Below are 17,553 nucleotides of genomic sequence, written 5' to 3'. Positions count from 1 at the left end.
TTTTTTCATAGTTTATTTAAATTTTGGGTTTAAGGCGGCAAAAATCGAATGATTTTTGCCGCTTCTTTTATAACCACTTTTAATAATGTTAAAGAGTTCATATCTTAGCCAAAAAACAATGTTTATTATCTCGCTGACCTACAAAAGTGACCTGGAAAATGTGGAACGGTTGATCCCGGAACACAATAACTTTCTTGAAAAACATTACGCCTCCGGAAACTTCATTGCTTCCGGAAGGAAAGAACCGAGAACGGGAGGAATTATTCTTGCCAATGCTGGTTCTAAATATGAAATTGAAGACATCATTAAAGAAGATCCTTTTTATATTCATCAGGTAGCAGATTATGATATCACTGAATTTATTCCAACAAAATATAACGAACATTTTAAATTTCATTAAAAACTCATGAGGTTAATCACATATAACGTTAACGGAATCAGGGCTGCCTTTACTAAGGATTTTTTGGGATGGCTGAAAACTGCTGATCCGGATATTGTCTGTATTCAGGAAAGTAAAGCAGGAAACGATCAGATAGACATTGAAAGTCTCGAAAAAGTCGGTTATCACAGCTATTGGCATTCTGCCGTAAGAAAAGGCTACAGCGGCGTCGGAATTGCGTCTAAAATCAAACCTAATCATATTGAATATGGATGTGGTATCGAAAGCTATGATAATGAAGGCAGGATCATCCGTGCAGATTTTGACGGATACTCTGTCATTTCAGTGTATGTTCCGTCTGCCAGCAATATTGAAAGGCTGGATTTCAAAATGCAGTTCTGCCATGATTTCCTGGCTTATATAAAGGAGTTGAGAAAAACGATTCCTAACCTTATTATTTCCGGCGATTTCAATATATGCCATCAGGCTATTGATATTCATGATCCGGTCCGTTTAAAGAATGTTTCCGGCTTTCTGCCAATGGAAAGAGAATGGATGACCAGTTTTATTGAGGAATGTGAACTGATCGACAGTTTCCGTTTTTTCAATAATGAACCTGACAATTATACGTGGTGGAGCTACAGACAGAATTCACGGGCGAAGAACAAAGGCTGGAGACTGGATTATAATTTCGCAACCTATACTTTGAAAGATAAGCTCTCACGAGCAGTAATTTTAAAAGAAGCTGTACATTCTGATCACTGCCCAGCTTTATTGGAATTTAATGTATAGAAAGACTAAAAATAAAAAGCCAGCTGAATCAGCTGGCTTTTATAAATTTAAATCATAAATTTAATCGACAATTTCATATTCAACCGGAATGGTACCACGATTGGTATCCCCGATTTCATCGAACGCAGCTTTAGAAATATCTAATGCTCTTGATGCATGGAAAGGTCCTCTATCATTGATCTTCACTATCACCTGTTTTCCATTGTTCAGATTGGTAACTCTAATATTAGTCCCAAACGGAAGCGTTCTGTTTGCAGCAGTGAACTTTGAGTTACTAAAAATCTCTCCGCTTGCTGTTTTTCTACCATTAAACTTATCGTGGTAGTACGATGCATAACTTGTTTTCTTCGCATCTAAGGTATTACCTGTAAAAGAATAAACACCTAAGGTTGAAATCATCATTATGATTACGAGAATGAATCTTTTCATCATCTTGAATTTTATTGGTTTTGACGGAGCAAAAGTATAAGGAATGTTGTAAAGTCCCTACTCCATATGTTAAAAACCGTTAATGAAAACAAAATTATATGTTAACAAGAGCTGTAAGTCCCTATTATCAGGGGTTTTAGATAGTACTGTTAAAAAACGTTAAAAAAATAACCTAAAAGTTAATATAATTAACTTATTGTCAAAAAAATTCAAAATATGAACTAATCAAATGATTGATAATCAATGTTTTATATATTCAATGAAAATTTAAAATATAAGTACAGCTCACTCGAAAAAATAAAAATTTTATGATATCAAATGGACAGAAGCGTTTAATAGAAGTCAACAAGAGCACAGCATATATCACTCTATATTTATTTTAACAAAGGTTTTAACAGTAGAATGGATTAAACATCAATTTCTATGTTTAAAAAATATAATTAGTAAAATCTTCATTTTAAACATTCTTCTTCATATTCAAATTAAGTACCAAATGAGATTTTGAATATTAAGGATTCTTCTTATTAATAAACTTCATCATATTAAAACAAAAAACCAATGATTTCTCATTGGTTTTAATTTATATTTAGATATAAGTATTATCTTATTTTAAATATTCTATTACATAGTCATATGTTCCAGAAGGATAAACCACTGACATACTTGGCGAACCTGTAATTGCATTTCCTGCAGTAGTTGCAATTGTATAAGAATACAAGCTTCTGTCATATACAGTGTTTGTACCCGCTTTATAAATAGTAATACCATATAAAGCAGTCATACCTGTCGGCGCTGGGATATTTACAGCTGTTGAACTTCCTGTTGCGTTAAATGTCCCTTTAATAGCGTAAACTTGCTTATTTGCTACTAATGTATTTGTAGCTGTTTCAGCAGCGGTTACGTCAAATTTAGCGTTACCTCCTCCTATTGGTAGCCATCTACCTCCGGTAACATCAGTACTTTTATTAGGGTTATCAAAATAATAGAAACCACGGCTTACTGGTGTAGAAACAACACCATCATTTGTAAGCGTGTTACCAACACCAATATTAAAAACTATCATGCCATCATAAGCAGAAGGGAAGTTAATACCATCTAAACTAGCTACTTTAAATGTAAAAGCTGTTAGATCTGTTGTAGGAAACAATAGACCTTTACCGTCATTTACTGCAGCATTGTTATTTGTAGAGGCATCTAAGAAAATGTTTTCATTAGGGAAAGTGTTTGCAATTACACCGTTAGATAAAGCCTGTGCACTGGCCAATGTACCTAGTGATACAAACAGTGCTAATATGATTTTTTTCATCTGTTTAAAATTTAATGATTGTTATTATCTACCTGAAAGAATACCCCAGTTATTTACACCAGCATTACTCACTACAATAAAGCAGAAAGATCCACCTGAAGTTACCGTTGATGGTATGCTATTCATTCCTCTAGTGATACCTGGAACCGCTGCAGGATCCCAACCCACGTTACCTGGGCCATTCGCAGATACACATCTTACTGAGTTTAATGGCAGTGACGTGGCTGCAGGCAATAATAGCTGGCTAGTTCCTCCCATAGCAGTAGTAACGACAGAATAATCATCCGATGCCCATGTAATAGGAGCATTTAAAGAGTGAAGTCTACCTTTCTGAATCTGGAAGTTTGGAGGTGTTGAACCACCACCACCTACAGCAACCCAAACAGAATTTGGAGCATCATAGTAATAGAAGCCAGTTCCAATTACATTTACTGTCTTACCAGCTGCACTACCATCTAAAGTGGTAACAAATGTAAGGGCACCATTCTGAGCAGCCGTATATGCTGCGTCTTTAGCTGCTAACTGAGCTCTTGACAAACGAGGGACTAGCAAAGCATCAGGTCTAGCATTGTCAGTAGTATTAGCTACTACGTCTAGTGTTGCGGCTGGTGTAGTTGTGTTAATACCTACACGACCCGTTGTCTGAGCCTTGGAAACTGCCGAAAGGCCAACGAGCATTGTCGCTGTTAATAAAAATTTTTTCATAAGTTTTTAAAGATTTTAAATTACATTATTTTCCATCAATATTTGCAAATGGGACATGCATCCCAACTTGTGCTAAACATTAAAGTTCCTATTTAACATTATTAGATAGATAACTTATTGAAGCATTTGATTTTAAAACATTGCTTATTGCGCAAATTTAAGACATAATTTTCAAATTTATTCATTTTATATAAAAAAAATAAAAGAGTTTTACCATGCAAAACACCAACTACCTGAAAATCAGCCTAATCATTAAATTAATAACTACTTTAATTATGTTAAATTTTATTAATATTTTTAATTATCTGAGAAAACCATACAATTGTTATAATTGCAACAGGACTAGATTGTTAAACTAATTGTCCATATAAGTCAAATTCTTCTGCAGAAGTAATTTTCACTTCAGCAAATTCTCCTATAGAAATGTAAGTTTCATCGGCCGAAACCAAAACAGTATTGTCTACGTCAGGTGAATCAAATTCTGTTCTTCCTATAAAATAATTGCCTTCTTTTCGATCAAATATACATCTGAAAGTTTTTCCGATCTTCTCCTGATTCTTCTCCCAAGAAATCTGTGATTGCAACTCCATAATCTCTTCTACTCTTGCTTCTTTCACTTCCTGTGGAATATCATCCTCTAAGACATAAGCTCCTGTATTTTCTTCATGAGAATAGGTGAAGCAACCCAACCTGTCGAATTTTTGCTCTATTACCCAGTCTTTCAATTCCTGGAATCTTTCTTCTGTTTCTCCCGGGTAACCTACAATCAAGGTAGTTCTAACAGCCATATCCGGAACCTTTTCTCTAAACTTAGCTAATAATGCATTTGTTTTTTCATGAGTTGTTCCACGTTTCATTGATTTCAACAGATCAGAATTGATATGCTGAAGAGGGATATCAATGTAATTGCAAACTTTAGGCTCTTCGCGGATAATATCAAGAACATCTTCTGGGAAACCACTCGGAAAAGCATAATGAAGGCGGATCCACTCTATCCCCTCAACTTTTACAAGCTCTTTTAAAAGTTCTCCAAGCGCACGTTTTTTATAAAGGTCCAGACCATAATAAGTAAGGTCCTGCGCAATAAGAATAATCTCTTTTGTTCCTTTTTTTGCAAGCTTTTGAGTTTCCAAAACCAATTTTTCGATAGGTGTGGATATATGTCCGCCTCTCATTAAAGGAATCGCACAGAAAGAACAAGGTCGATCACAACCTTCTGAGATCTTGAGGTACGCATAATGTTTGGGAGTTGTTGTCAGTCTTTCTCCTACCAATTCATGTTTATAATCTGCACCAAGGTGCTTTAGGAGAATGGGCAAATCTCTTGTCCCGAAATACTGATCTACATCAGGAATTTCTTTAATAAGATCCGGTTTGTATCTTTCGGAAAGACAGCCTGTAACAAAAACTTTTTCGACTTCACCTCTGTTTTTTGCGTCTACATAATCAAGAATTGTATTAATTGATTCTTCCTTGGCATTATCAATAAATCCGCATGTATTAATTACTACAATATCTCCGCGGCCTTCGTGAACCACTTCCTTTCCATTTGCTTTCAGCTGACTCATTAATACTTCAGAATCATATACATTCTTGGAGCATCCAAGTGTAACCACATTGATTTTCTTCTTCCCTACAGATTTTGTGCGCATCGTTTTGATTTTGAGTGTGCAAAGATACAAAATATAAAAGAGTGAGGTGTAAAAAATAATAACCACTTTAGGAAAGTGGTTATCAATATATTATTTAAAAATTTTTCTCTTTAAAGCTTGGTGCATTTAGATCTTTTTCCGAAAGTACCATATCTTTTTCATTAATCTTCCAGTCTATGTTAAGATCAGGATCATTGAATTTCACGCTTCCTTCAGATTCTTTATTATAAAAATTATCACATTTATAAGTAAAAACTGCAGTTTCACTTAACACTGAAAATCCATGTCCGAATCCACGAGGAACGTACATTTGTAGTTTATTTTCTGCGGTAAGCTCTATTCCGTACCATTTACCAAAAGTGGGAGAATCTTCTCTGAGGTCAACCGCAACATCCCACACTTTCCCTTCTAAACAGGAAACTAATTTTGCTTGGGCATGGTCTCCTTTCTGCAAGTGAAGCCCTCTAAGTACTCCATATAATGACTTTGAAATGTTATCCTGAACAAAATGTCCATTCAAACCGGTAAGCTCTTCAAATTTTTTTTCATTGAATTTTTCAAAAAAATATCCTCTATCATCTTCGAATATAGTCGGTTCTATAATATAACAGTCCTTAAGTGGAGTTTCTTTTATTTTCATGGTATACTTCTATAAATTATATTTTTTTTTCAAATTCCATTTTAACCCTAAATAAATTCCGCCTGCAGGAATAAATATAATTAAAATAATGATCCAAACAGGAAGTTGTGAATGAATTAAGAATATATTAATTAACAATTGACAAACAGCATAAACTGAACTTATTAGTAAGTGTGAAACTTTTTTCTCGTTGGCCAAAAGTTGGTATAAGTGCCGTCTGTGTGCTTCAAAAATATTCTCTTTTAATAATATTCTTTCAGTAATTGTAAGGACTACTTCCATCCCGTAAATTGAAAGTAACAATATATATTTGTATTCCCCTGTCCTCATGATAAGAAGCGTAATAAGACCTATTACCCAAAAGCCAATCCCCATGCTCCCAACATCTCCGGCAAAACACTTCGCTTTCTTTCTAAAATTAAAAAAGAGAAAGACAAAACACGCTAAAATTGAATACAATATGAAATTCTCATCTGTAAACTGGATAATATTCTTATTAATATATGCTAATGAACTCAGAGTTATAAGACTATAAATGCCTGTCATTCCATTTATTCCATCCATAAAATTATAAGCATTTAGGGTACCAATTATAATTACAAACAATATTGGCCATACCCAGAAAGGCATCAGGGCAAAAGCATCTGTAAAATATAAAAGTAAAACTACTGAAGCCAAATGAACTGAAAGTCTGATTTTATTTGATAAAGTCTTAACATCATCAATAAAACTGATTATACATATGGCTAAAAGTCCTAACCCGAAGGACCAATAATTCTGTATGGCTTCATTAAGATTGAAAAGACAGAAAATAACAAATGCTACTGGAAAAATAATTCCTCCTCCTCTTAATGTAACCTGGGTGTGTGCACTTCTGTGATTGGGTTTATCAATAATACTATATTTATTGGCAATTCTGAAATAAATCAGCATTGCAATAAATAAAACAATTATTATAACTATATATTCCATTATGTGTTTTTGAAGCTTTTTATTGTTTTAAGAAGGCCCTCTTCTGCAGAGACAGGCATATTTTTTATATTTAAAGCTTTTTTAATTTTTTCATTGGAAACTTCATAGCTTTCCGTTAGTTTTTTTAATCTTTCAGAGTTTAAAGGCAACTTTAATGTATCACCTAATTTTGCAAGTGAAGAAATAATTCCAGAAGGTAGCCTCCACAATATGCTTTTTCTACCTGAAGCTTTTCCTATAATTTCTATCAAATCATTTGTAGAAATACTTTTATCATCCGCAAAATTATAAATTCCGGAAGAAATACTTTTATTCTTAAGCAATTCATATATTAAAAAATTTAAATTATCAATGCTCAGAAATGAACGCTTATTTTCGAAAGCGGCTAATGGCCATGGAATACCTTTTTCTACAATTCTATATAGTAGATTCAGATTCCCTTTATTTCCAGGACCGTGTATCATGCATGGACGGATTATAAAAAATCTCTTTCCCTCAGGAAGGATTTTAGATAATAAATATTCTTCAGCAAAAAGCTTAGATTTTCCATAAGGTGTCTTAGGAACAGAGACATGTTCTTCATCTAAAATTCCATCAACTGTATCTGCTGTTGCTTTTACGCTACTGAAGTAAATAAAATCTTTGATATCTGAAACCAAAAAATCATCAAAAAGTTTTTTTGTAAGTTCAGTATTTATTTTAAAGTATTCTTCTTCGAAAGAAGTATTTGCTGTATCGTGAGCTTTTCCAGCAAGATGAATGATTGCATCTGCGTCTCTTTCTAGTCCCCATTCTTTTCGTAATGAAAGGCTTTGAAGGTTATAACTATTACCTTTTAAAAATTTTGAAAGGTGTTTTCCTACAAACCCTGACGCTCCCGTAATTATAACTTTCATTTTCGTGAGATTATTTTTTCAAGATTTGAGATGCATTCTTCCAGTTTGAAATTCTTTTCATAAAATGACTTGCCGTTTAATCCCATTCTGTTCAGTTCCTCCACATTTTTTTGAGCTGCATCTTTTAGTACCTGGGCAAGTTTTCCGCCGTCTCCGGCAGGAACAACAAATCCACAATCCGCTTCTTTTATATTTTGTGATCCTTCTCCGTTAAGCATAGCCATAATAGGTTTTCCTGAACTCATATATGCCTGAACTTTAGCCGGAACTGTAAGATTAAAAATTGGATCATCTTTAAGACTAACCAGCAGTATATCTGCAGCACTGAAAAAAGAAGCCATGGCTTCAACAGGAAATCTTCCCAATGTATACACAGTTTCCTGAAGATGATGCTCTTTAATAAAATCCTGAACAAATGGCATTTTACGACCGTCCCCTATTAAAATAAATTTAATATTGGAATGCCTATCTTTAAGTTTTAATGCTGCACCCATTATACTTTCCATATCCTGAGCTTCTCCAATATTTCCTGCAAACATTACTTTGAACCCCTCCGGAAGAACTGGTATAGGATAATCAAGATTCCCAGAAGAAATAGTATCCTCTGCCCAATTAGGAAAATACTCAATTTTATGATCATAATCTCCTTTTTCTAATATTGATTTTTTAAAACCTTTGGAAGTAATCAATATCTTTTCAGATTCGTTATAGAATTTCTGAACCATTCTTTTAAAAAAGTTTAATATAAACTTATTCTTTACTCCACCTGCAATTTCTAAACTCTCAGGCCAAAGATCCATCACCCAGAAATAAACAGGTGTTTTTTGAATTCTTTTAACCATTAAAGCCGGATAAAATTGAGTAATGGGAGAAGGTTCATGAACAATAACAGCATCGAATTTTTTAGTATATGAAAGCCTTATTGATTTTAAAGAAGCAAAAAAGGCCCAGCTAAAATAGTTAAGGAAAAGCCTGATTCCTCCTCCAACTCCTCTGGGTAATAATAATGCCCGTATAATTTCCACCCCATTTATTTTCTGTTTCCTTTTTTTGAAAACACTATATCCATCATAAATTTTTCCTTCAGGATAATTGGGTATACCTGTCAAAACAGTAACGTCGTGTCCTCTTTTCTGAAGTTCAAAAGCAAGATCGTTACTTTTAAAATTTTCCGGATAAAAATACTGAGTTACGATTAATATCTTCATTACCTTTTGCTCCAAACTACTCTGTTAACGTAATCGGTATAACTTAAGATAATTCGTACCATTTTCTCAGACACATTTGGCATCGAATAATCAGACACGGATCTGTAGTTTCTTTCTTTACCTGTTTTTTGCTGTTGAAGTTGGCTCAGTCCCTGTAAAATTCTTTCCGGAGAAAGTCCCACCATCATTACTGATGCTTCTTCCATAGCTTCGGGTCTTTCGTGAGCATCTCTGATATTAAGAGCTCTGAAATTAAGGATAGATGATTCTTCGGAAATTGTTCCAGAATCAGACAGCACAGCATAACTTCTCATCTGCAATGCATTATAGTCATGGAAGCCCAATGGTTTTAAAAACTGAATTTCAGGCCTTACTGCAATCTGCTTTTTATCTATCATATTTCTTGTTCTGGGATGGGTAGAAACAATGATAGGATATCCAAATTTTTCGGCAATAGCATTAAGACTTTCCATTAAACCGTTAAAATTCTTTTCCGAATTAATATTTTCTTCTCTATGCGAGGATACTACAAAGTATTTTCCTTCTTCAAGGTTTAATCTCTTCAAAACATCAGAGTTTTCTATTTCCGGTAAATAGTGGTTCAATACTTCGAACATAGGTGATCCTGTTTTAATAATTCTATCTGCAGGAAGACCTTCTCTTAATAAATATTCACGGGCAATATCTGAATACGTCAGATTGACATCCGCCGTATGATCTACAATCTTACGGTTAGTCTCTTCCGGAACTCTCTGATCAAAACATCTGTTTCCTGCTTCCATATGAAAGATAGGGATCTGTCTTTTCTTTGCCGGAATTGCACAAAGGCAAGAGTTGGTATCTCCTAAAACCAGGAAAGCATCAGGCTGAAGTTTTTCAAGAAGCGGATCAATTTTGATCAGGATATTCCCAACGGTTTCGGTGGCTGTTTTTCCTGCTGCTTCCAGGAAATAGTCTGGTTTACGTAAGCCCAGATCTTCAAAAAAGATCTGATTCAACTCATAGTCATAATTTTGCCCTGTATGGACAATAGTATGTTCTACAGCTTCGGAAGCATCCAAAGCAGATAATACTCTTGATAGTCTAATAATCTCAGGCCGTGTACCTACGACCGTCATCACTTTTAGTTTCTTCATTTTTCATTGTGTTTAGCCATTGCTAATGCTTTAGCTGTTACTTCTGCCTTTTTTAATTTTTCAATTGAAGTTATTCTAATGAAATACTATACTTCCAAAAAGTATGTATCAGAATCTTCCGGATTGAAAGGTTCATCAATCCAGAAAATGGTATACAGCTCCTCATCTCCAATATTTTTGATATTATGAGTATACCAAATCGGCATATCTACATAAGCGGGCTCTGTTCCATCTAAGTAAAAATCCAAAACTTCATTAGTATTAATTTTTCTTAACTGAATTAATGCTTTTCCTTTTATTACTGCAAAACGTTCTATTTTTCGGGTATGATAGTGATTACCTCTGGTAATACCCGGCACTGTAGTTGAAAATGAACACTGCCCACCAATTCCTAAACGGATTACTTCCACAAAAGCTCCTCTTGGATCAGTATGTTGTACAAATTTTACTGGATAACGTTCTTTATGGTTAATATAAGAACGGTAGGTATTAAACAAATTATGTTCAAATTGATCTTTTAAAACAGGTATTTCTCCTCCATCAAAATATTTAATTTTAAAATCGTTCAGTAAAGCTAAAACTTCTGAAACCTTTTTTGTAGAAGTTGCTTCAACTATTACCTCCTCCTGGCTTTGTGCTGAACGGATTTCTGCAATTATTTTCATAACCAGCTCCTGAACATAAATCAATTTCACCTCTGCGTCATTATCAATTTTGGGATTACCTCCATTGGTTAGTTGATAGCAAAACGTTGCAATAAATGAATTATAAAATGGTTTTCCAAATGCACCAAAAACATTAGGAATGATTAATCCTGTTACTTTTCCTCCATTTTCATTGGCCCAGTTCACAATGGCCTTGCGACCCTCGAGTTTGGATCTTCCATAAAGGTTATCACGTTCTTCCTGAGTAGATGATGAAATCAAAACATGTGCTTTAGACTTCGCTCTCTTTAATGAATTTAATAATTTCTCAACTAAATCAAGATTGGTTTCATAAATAACTCCTTGATTTTCATGACGATTCATTGCAGCCAAATGCACAATAACATCACATTTTGAGACAAAAGCATCTAATTGGGTTTCGTCTTCAAAGTACTCTTTTTGGAAATCAATACGTACAAATTCTTCAAAAAATAAGCCTAAAGTATTGTATAAATGTTGGCCAACAAAACCATTTTGGCCAGTGATTCCTATTTTTTTCATAGTTTAATATTAAAGTAATTCAGGGGAAAACGGTATTCATCTTTTATTTCTCCTAATCCATAATCAGCAAGCACTAACAACTTACTGTCTTTTTCTGCTGCTTTGATAGCTGTTATACAACCGGCCTTTATATAAAGGAAATCTAATGTGTCTTCCCTAAGATCATAATATTCGGCTATTAAGTCTAATGATGGATGATCAAAATCATCAACCTGAATAACAGCAATTCTGAAACTTCCTTTGATACAAGAGAACCAACGTTGTTCTATTGCATGCCCCTGCCATCCTCTTACAAAATCAATCTGTGAGTTCTCTATCATATAGATTCTCTTAACTGCAGAGGCATCAAAATCATTATTGAACCTGATAATTCCTCTTTCGTCTTCAAATTTATTTCCTTTATTAAGCATCATAATCTCCTTTTATAATTTTTTACAGTAAAGAGATTAAATCTTAATAAGGATATTGCATCACATCCTCTCCAAAAACTTCTTTCCGTATTAAGGGTAAAGAAGAAACGAGCTTCTTGAGCCCTTCCACATCCTGTTGTTCAGTATTATGAGAATGATAATCTTCTACTTTTGAGATATCTTTTTCACCTTCTGAAAAATATTTAGCATAATTAAGATCACGGTTATCTGCTGGAATTCTATAGAATTCTCCCATATTCTCTGCTTTCATCATTTCTTCGCGTGTACACAACGTTTCATACAGTTTTTCACCGTGCCTTGTTCCGATGATCTTAATCGGAACCTCCTTTCCTGTTAATTCAATTAACGCTTTTGCAAGATCACCAATACTCCCTGCCGGTGCCTTATTCACAAATAAGTCTCCTGAATTTCCATTTTCAAAAGCAAATAATACCAAATCTACGGCGTCCTCTAGGGACATAAAAAAACGAGACATATTTGGATCTGTGATCGTAATCGGTTCTCCTTTCTGAATTTGATTCAAAAATAATGGAATAACTGAACCCCTTGATGCCATTACATTACCATATCGTGTAAGGCATACGACAGTATCTGTAAGGTTTCTTGCTTCAGCAACCGCTACTTTTTCCATCATTGCTTTGGAAATTCCCATAGCATTAATAGGATATGCAGCTTTGTCCGTAGAAAGACAAATCACTTTTTTCACTCCGTTTGCTGCAGCAGCGCGAATAACATTTTGAGTCCCCTCTACATTGGTTTTTACAGCCTGCATGGGGAAAAATTCACAGGAAGGAACCTGCTTTAATGCCGCTGCATGAAAAATATAATCTACCCCCCGCATTGCTGGTTCTACAGAATTGTAATCACGAACATCACCAATATAGTATTTTATTTTTTCATTTTTATAAAGATTCCGCATATCATCTTGTTTCTTTTCGTCACGGGAAAAAATACGGATCTCTTTAAAATGATCAGTTGCTAAAAAACGGTTAAGCACAGCTGTTCCAAAAGAACCAGTACCACCGGTAATCAAAAGTGTTTTATTTTGAATTTGCATAATTATTTGCTTAATAAATTTTCTTTTTCTTCTTTAATAGGATAGTTAATCAGAACAGCCTTGTATTTTCCTTTAAAAACAAATAGGCTTCCTGCTGCAACCCCTATTATTTTGTGTTTATTAATAACTTTTTTAATATCATCCAGATTTCCGGCTCCCCCTAGCACAGTCATTGGAAGTGATGTTTTTTCTCTGGCTTTATCAATCAGTGGCATGTCATAGCCTTTCATCACACCATCTTGATCTATAGAATTAATTACAATTTCTCCGGCTCCTAATCTTTGTGCTTTTTCAATAAACTCGAAAGGATTAATTCCGGTTCCTTTTTTACCGTTATGAGTATAAACTTCATAGCCTCCGAATAGTTTTTTCTTAACATCCAAAACTACAATCACACTTTGAGCTCCAACTCTATCGGCAATCTTGGTAATAAGATCTGGATGTTCCAGTACCGCTGAAGACAGAGCAATTTTTTCAATTCCCAATCCAAAAATCCGTTGAGCTTGTTCTAATGTCTTAACTCCTCCCCCATAACACAGCGGCATTCTAGACTGATTAGCAATTCTCTCGATCAGACTATAGTTTGGTTCTAATCCTTTAGTAGTTGCATCAATATCAAAAATAGCTAATTCATCAACTTCTTTTTCGTTAAAAATTTTAACGGCATTGATAGGATCTCCAACATATTTCGGATTTTTAAAATTAACAGTTTTTACCAGTCCATTATCTTGTATCAGTAAACTTGGTATAATTCTCGGTCTAAGCATCTTTATTAGAGTTTAGCAAAATTGTGAAGTAATATTTCTCCGTAAGAATGACTTTTCTCCGGATGGAACTGTATACCATATTTGTTTTCATGATGAGCAGCTGACGCAAATTCGCCACCATAATCAGTTATAGCCATAATATCTTCCCGGCTGTTGCATTCAAAATAATAGGTATGGAGAAAATAAAAGATAGCATCCTTTTCTAAACCTCTGAAAAGATCAAGGTCTTTAACCGGCTTCACATCATTCCACCCCATATGAGGAAGACGGGTAACTTGTTTGATTTTGCTTTCATCAAATTTCTTAACAGTGGCATCAATCCATTTTAACCCCTCCATATTTCCTTCATCACTATTATTAGCCATCATTTGCATCCCTACGCAAATACCTATTACCGGAACTTTTTTATCCAAGACCAATTCATCAAGCGTTTCTCTCATACCAGAATTATTAAGCTGAGACATGGCATGATCAAAATGCCCTACCCCTGGCAGGATCAGCTTTTGTGCATTTAGCAAATCTTCTTTTGTTTTTGCAATTTTTACTGGAACATTCACTCTTTTATATACATTGACAAAGGCGTTGATATTACCAACACCATAATCTATAAGTGTTATCATCTGAATAATCTTTTTTCTAATCCAAGCTTTTGCATAGCCTGTGCTCCAAGCTTGATGATGCCCATTTTATTTTTATAATTCTTGTAGGTTTTGTTTTCACCTTCAAAAATTTGTTGTAATTCCTCTTTTGTTAAATCCAGCTTATTAGCTACATATTCAAATTCTTTTTGTAAGAACTCTTCAGAGAGTTCAGGTCTTGAAACTCTATCTAATGCTTCTTCTCTAGTCATTTGTCCAGTCAGAATCAAAGAAGAGAAATGAGCCTTTCTTTTTTGATAGCCAAATTTTCTAGGTAACCAATAATCTTCGTAAAATCTTGTAAACCTTGATTCGTGATGCTTGTGTTGAAAAGGTTCCCAGCCAAATTTAGTTTCCAAAAGATTTTCTGCATCTTTTTTGATATATGGAATTAAATTAAGCGGTTTAAAAACTTCCATACCATAGACGTATTTATAATAAATCTTGTAAGAAAGAATATCAACTAATGGAAATGTTTTTAAAGGTCTCTTACCAAATTTAGAGTGAATATCTTTTACTAAAGTCGTATCAATACCTGGAAAACCTCCCCATTCTTCTGGTTCACGACAACATTCTGTGGAAAAGTTCCCACCTGTAAGCACATAATTGATCTTATGTTTTTTCGCAAATTTGTAAAGTCCTGAGAAAAATGCATAATCCTGGGGAAGGTCCTGATCTGAAATTTGAGATTTCAAAAATGCTACCTGCAGATCTTTCATCTCTTCCCAATTAATTACTTCTGTATATAAATCGAGATTAAGACCATTAATCAACTTCTCAATATTTCCTACCGCTTTATCAGTATTCCAACCTGCATCTACGTGAAATATCAGTGGACGTATGCCCATAATTTCTTTTGCAACATATGCTGCATATGAACTATCCAGGCCGCCACTAAGGCCAATAATACAGTCGAAGTCTTTATTTTTACTGGTTTTTTTGATTTTATCTGCAATTTTCATCAGCTCGTCATATCCGCTCTGATCTGTATGCCAGTTGGGTTCAATATTTTCTTTGAAATTTGTATAATAATCACTTTCACCTTTTTCATTGAAAATGATATTTGGATCGGTAGTATCCATTATTGTCTTAGTACAAATTTGATATAGTCTGTTATTCACCATTTTCAATATTCTATTTGAGTTTTTTAATATTCAACTTTTTTAATTTGTTTATTAGAATTAAATCCTTCTATTATCCATGCCATTGTAACATATCTATATATTATATCGATATAAAATTTTTTGTTGCCATCTGTTGCAAAAACAAACTTCTCAGCTGGTACACGAAAAAAAGAAGAACACAATATTTTTATCATTAATTTAGATAAGGTTTTCTTCAAACTTTCTTTTTTTGTATTCACAGGCATTAATAAATCATATAAAGAGTTTTTAATTAATTCAGGCTCTTTTTCTTTTAGTGTTTTTAGACTATATCTTCCTAACTCTTTGTACTTAATTCTCCAATAATGAGGAAGGATATTGCTATCATAATGAATTAACTTCGCTTCTGTACAAAATACTATTTTAAATCCTGCTTTTCTAAGCCTATATCCAAAAAGCTCATCCTCGGATCCATATTTTTTTAATCCTTCTTCAAAAAGCCCAATTTTAAAAGCGTCATCCTTTTTACAGGAAGAACCACCTCCCGCAAAAAAATTACTTGGTAAATCTGATAAATCAATTCCCCGCATATATTTTTCGGAACGATATCCTATCGCTCTGCTTTGAATAAAACGTCCAAAATTTGTTTTATCAAGATCGTTAGGTTGATAAGTTACATTACTAACAATCGCTATATTTTCGTTTTGTTTTACCTTATAAAGCTTTAAATGCGCTTCTAGAAATGTATTTGACATTAATAGGTCATTGTCCAAAAACAGTACTATATCCCCTTTCGAAACTCTAATTCCAACATTTCTGGTTGTTGCCTGCCCCAGATTTTTATCATTACGAATATATCTTACATTTTTAGATTTTAAAGTATAGTTTTTGCAAAATTCTTGGGTATTATCAGTGGAACAATCATCCACAATAATCACCTCATAATTTTCAGTCCCAATACTTTGGTTTTCAAGATGATGAAGGCATTTAAAAAGTGTATCAACTCTATTATATGTTGGAATAATAACGGATATGAACATAAATATATATAATTTTTAATCTTAATTTAGTGTTTTTTATTCTCTCTCTTAAAAAGTTATTTTATTATCTGTTCTTCCCCAGCTTTAATTTTTTTTACAAAAATATCCAAATTATTAGCATTTATCTTTTTGTTATTAATTTTTAGATTTTTAAAATTTATCTGAATGTTAGATTTTGAACTATAACCATTTCTCATCGCATATTTATTATTATACAACTTAATATTATTAATGTTAATTGTTCCTTTTAAAGGTTCTAAAAATTTATTATATCCTCTATCCACATAAAATTCAATCCCTTTATTTGAAAAATAATCTACAAAGTTATTAACATCTATTTTTATACGATCCAATCGACTTCCTTGTAAATTGTCTAATGCAAAAATAAGCCCGCTTTCCGCATTATTATAAGTAACAATATTTTCTAAAAAAATATTATTAATATAATCAGTCGGCTTATTTGGTTCAATATCAATCCCAGATTGCGGAACTGCACCATAAGTATTAGCAATTAAACTATTTTTTATTTTCACATTTTCCCCTGCCACAATTGATATACCATTTCTCCTATTATCATCAATCACTGCATAATTTATTTCAATTTTCTCAGAAGGCCTATCCAAATTTCCCACATAAATACCATCGCCCCACATTTTTTTAATAGAAGGATTGTATATTTTTACATTTTTACTATTCCGGATAAAAAAACCCATTCCCCATTCTCCTTTATTTCCCTTATGCTGATCTCTATCTCCGACTAAGCTTGCAAAATATACCTCTACATTTTCTACTCCTTCAATATAAAGCAAACCGTATAATTCTTCACTATTGGGCTCCAGCAATAACTTCGAATTTTCCTGAAACAAAACTGAAGAATTAGACTGTAATCTTAATCCTCTAAAATCGATAAGTACAGGAAAGTCAGGAAGAATAACTTTCTTATTATCATTAATTCCCACCTGTAAATATTTTGTATAATTTACATCTCCTTTTTTAGAAAAATTCTTAGGCAGATAATCTGTAAGATTTTTGGCTTTTGAAAATAATTCCAATTTAATCTTTTTTATTTCAGCTCTTCTGTCGAATGCTGAAATAAGTGAATTATCAATTTTCCTATATTGAAATTGAGGTGAGATATCGGATGAAAGTAAAATGAAAAGAAAAAAAATAATTCTATAGATTTTGTCATTTTTCATT

Annotated in this window: 19 protein-coding genes; 2 read left to right on the top strand and 17 right to left on the bottom strand. The window is 33.4% G+C overall.

From position 1 onward, the window contains the following. Positions 1-118 precede the first annotated feature (118 nt). Positions 119-400 carry a YciI family protein gene (locus ACTJIV_RS16970; protein ID WP_111956904.1) on the top strand — a complete coding sequence of 94 codons (282 nt, stop codon included), beginning with the start codon at positions 119-121 and terminating at the stop codon, positions 398-400. 6 nt (positions 401-406) lie between these two features. Then, positions 407-1,171, top strand: coding sequence for an exodeoxyribonuclease III (locus tag ACTJIV_RS16965; protein WP_111956612.1), 765 nt, complete (start codon positions 407-409; stop codon positions 1,169-1,171). Between the two features lie 60 nt (positions 1,172-1,231). Here ACTJIV_RS16965 and ACTJIV_RS16960 read toward each other — a convergent pair whose 3' ends face one another. The 17 genes from ACTJIV_RS16960 to ACTJIV_RS16880 form a co-directional block, all read right to left on the bottom strand. Continuing rightward, on the bottom strand, positions 1,232-1,603 hold the full coding sequence (locus ACTJIV_RS16960) for a septal ring lytic transglycosylase RlpA family protein (protein WP_048502358.1): 372 nt from the start codon (positions 1,601-1,603) through the stop codon (positions 1,232-1,234). A 601-nt stretch (positions 1,604-2,204) separates the two neighbouring features. Next, positions 2,205-2,906 (bottom strand): hypothetical protein, encoded by a 702-nt coding sequence (locus ACTJIV_RS16955; protein WP_111956610.1) that lies wholly within the window; start codon positions 2,904-2,906, stop codon positions 2,205-2,207. Between the two features lie 24 nt (positions 2,907-2,930). Next, positions 2,931-3,584, bottom strand: coding sequence for a hypothetical protein (locus ACTJIV_RS16950; protein WP_223560010.1), 654 nt, complete (start codon positions 3,582-3,584; stop codon positions 2,931-2,933). Between the two features lie 377 nt (positions 3,585-3,961). Further along, positions 3,962-5,263: a 30S ribosomal protein S12 methylthiotransferase RimO gene (gene rimO / locus ACTJIV_RS16945; RefSeq protein ID WP_440628836.1), complete on the bottom strand. Its 1,302-nt coding sequence runs from the start codon at positions 5,261-5,263 to the stop codon at positions 3,962-3,964. Between the two features lie 94 nt (positions 5,264-5,357). Further along, a complete protein-coding gene (rfbC, locus tag ACTJIV_RS16940; protein ID WP_440628834.1) occupies positions 5,358-5,903 on the bottom strand; it encodes a dTDP-4-dehydrorhamnose 3,5-epimerase in 546 nt (181 codons plus the stop codon). 9 nt (positions 5,904-5,912) lie between these two features. Next, on the bottom strand, positions 5,913-6,875 hold the full coding sequence (locus ACTJIV_RS16935; RefSeq protein WP_111956602.1) for an MraY family glycosyltransferase: 963 nt from the start codon (positions 6,873-6,875) through the stop codon (positions 5,913-5,915). Further along, entirely contained in the window at positions 6,875-7,771 is an 897-nt protein-coding gene (locus ACTJIV_RS16930) for an NAD-dependent epimerase/dehydratase family protein (RefSeq protein WP_440628832.1), read from the bottom strand. Before ACTJIV_RS16930 ends, ACTJIV_RS16935 begins: the two co-directional genes overlap by 1 nt. Then, complete coding sequence (locus ACTJIV_RS16925) at positions 7,768-8,979, bottom strand: glycosyltransferase family 4 protein (RefSeq protein ID WP_440628831.1); 1,212 nt, start codon at positions 8,977-8,979, stop codon at positions 7,768-7,770. Before ACTJIV_RS16925 ends, ACTJIV_RS16930 begins: the two co-directional genes overlap by 4 nt. Then, positions 8,979-10,115: a non-hydrolyzing UDP-N-acetylglucosamine 2-epimerase gene (gene wecB, locus ACTJIV_RS16920; RefSeq protein ID WP_440628829.1), complete on the bottom strand. Its 1,137-nt coding sequence runs from the start codon at positions 10,113-10,115 to the stop codon at positions 8,979-8,981. The genes ACTJIV_RS16925 and wecB overlap by 1 nt, the downstream gene beginning before the upstream one ends. Positions 10,116-10,201: 86 nt before the next feature. Continuing rightward, positions 10,202-11,320 carry a polysaccharide biosynthesis C-terminal domain-containing protein gene (locus tag ACTJIV_RS16915; protein ID WP_440628827.1) on the bottom strand — a complete coding sequence of 373 codons (1,119 nt, stop codon included), beginning with the start codon at positions 11,318-11,320 and terminating at the stop codon, positions 10,202-10,204. Continuing rightward, complete coding sequence (locus ACTJIV_RS16910) at positions 11,317-11,733, bottom strand: WxcM-like domain-containing protein (RefSeq protein ID WP_111956592.1); 417 nt, start codon at positions 11,731-11,733, stop codon at positions 11,317-11,319. The genes ACTJIV_RS16915 and ACTJIV_RS16910 overlap by 4 nt, the downstream gene beginning before the upstream one ends. Before the next feature lie 40 nt (positions 11,734-11,773). Continuing rightward, positions 11,774-12,808 (bottom strand): polysaccharide biosynthesis protein, encoded by a 1,035-nt coding sequence (locus tag ACTJIV_RS16905; RefSeq protein ID WP_111956590.1) that lies wholly within the window; start codon positions 12,806-12,808, stop codon positions 11,774-11,776. 2 nt (positions 12,809-12,810) lie between these two features. Beyond that, positions 12,811-13,575, bottom strand: coding sequence for an AglZ/HisF2 family acetamidino modification protein (locus ACTJIV_RS16900; protein WP_111956588.1), 765 nt, complete (start codon positions 13,573-13,575; stop codon positions 12,811-12,813). A 5-nt stretch (positions 13,576-13,580) separates the two neighbouring features. Beyond that, complete coding sequence (gene hisH, locus ACTJIV_RS16895; protein WP_111956586.1) at positions 13,581-14,195, bottom strand: imidazole glycerol phosphate synthase subunit HisH; 615 nt, start codon at positions 14,193-14,195, stop codon at positions 13,581-13,583. After that, complete coding sequence (locus tag ACTJIV_RS16890; protein ID WP_111956584.1) at positions 14,192-15,337, bottom strand: N-acetyl sugar amidotransferase; 1,146 nt, start codon at positions 15,335-15,337, stop codon at positions 14,192-14,194. Before ACTJIV_RS16890 ends, hisH begins: the two co-directional genes overlap by 4 nt. 23 nt (positions 15,338-15,360) lie before the next feature. Then, entirely contained in the window at positions 15,361-16,356 is a 996-nt protein-coding gene (locus tag ACTJIV_RS16885) for a glycosyltransferase family 2 protein (RefSeq protein ID WP_440628823.1), read from the bottom strand. A gap of 56 nt (positions 16,357-16,412) precedes the next feature. Beyond that, positions 16,413-17,552, bottom strand: coding sequence for a right-handed parallel beta-helix repeat-containing protein (locus ACTJIV_RS16880; RefSeq protein WP_440628821.1), 1,140 nt, complete (start codon positions 17,550-17,552; stop codon positions 16,413-16,415). Position 17,553: the final 1 nt, after the last annotated feature.

This window comes from Chryseobacterium sp. 22532 (assembly GCF_052044665.1).
GTDB classification, from domain to species: domain Bacteria; phylum Bacteroidota; class Bacteroidia; order Flavobacteriales; family Weeksellaceae; genus Chryseobacterium; species Chryseobacterium lathyri.
Note: the sequence above shows the minus strand (reverse complement) of the source record. Positions and strands in the feature narration are given on the sequence as shown.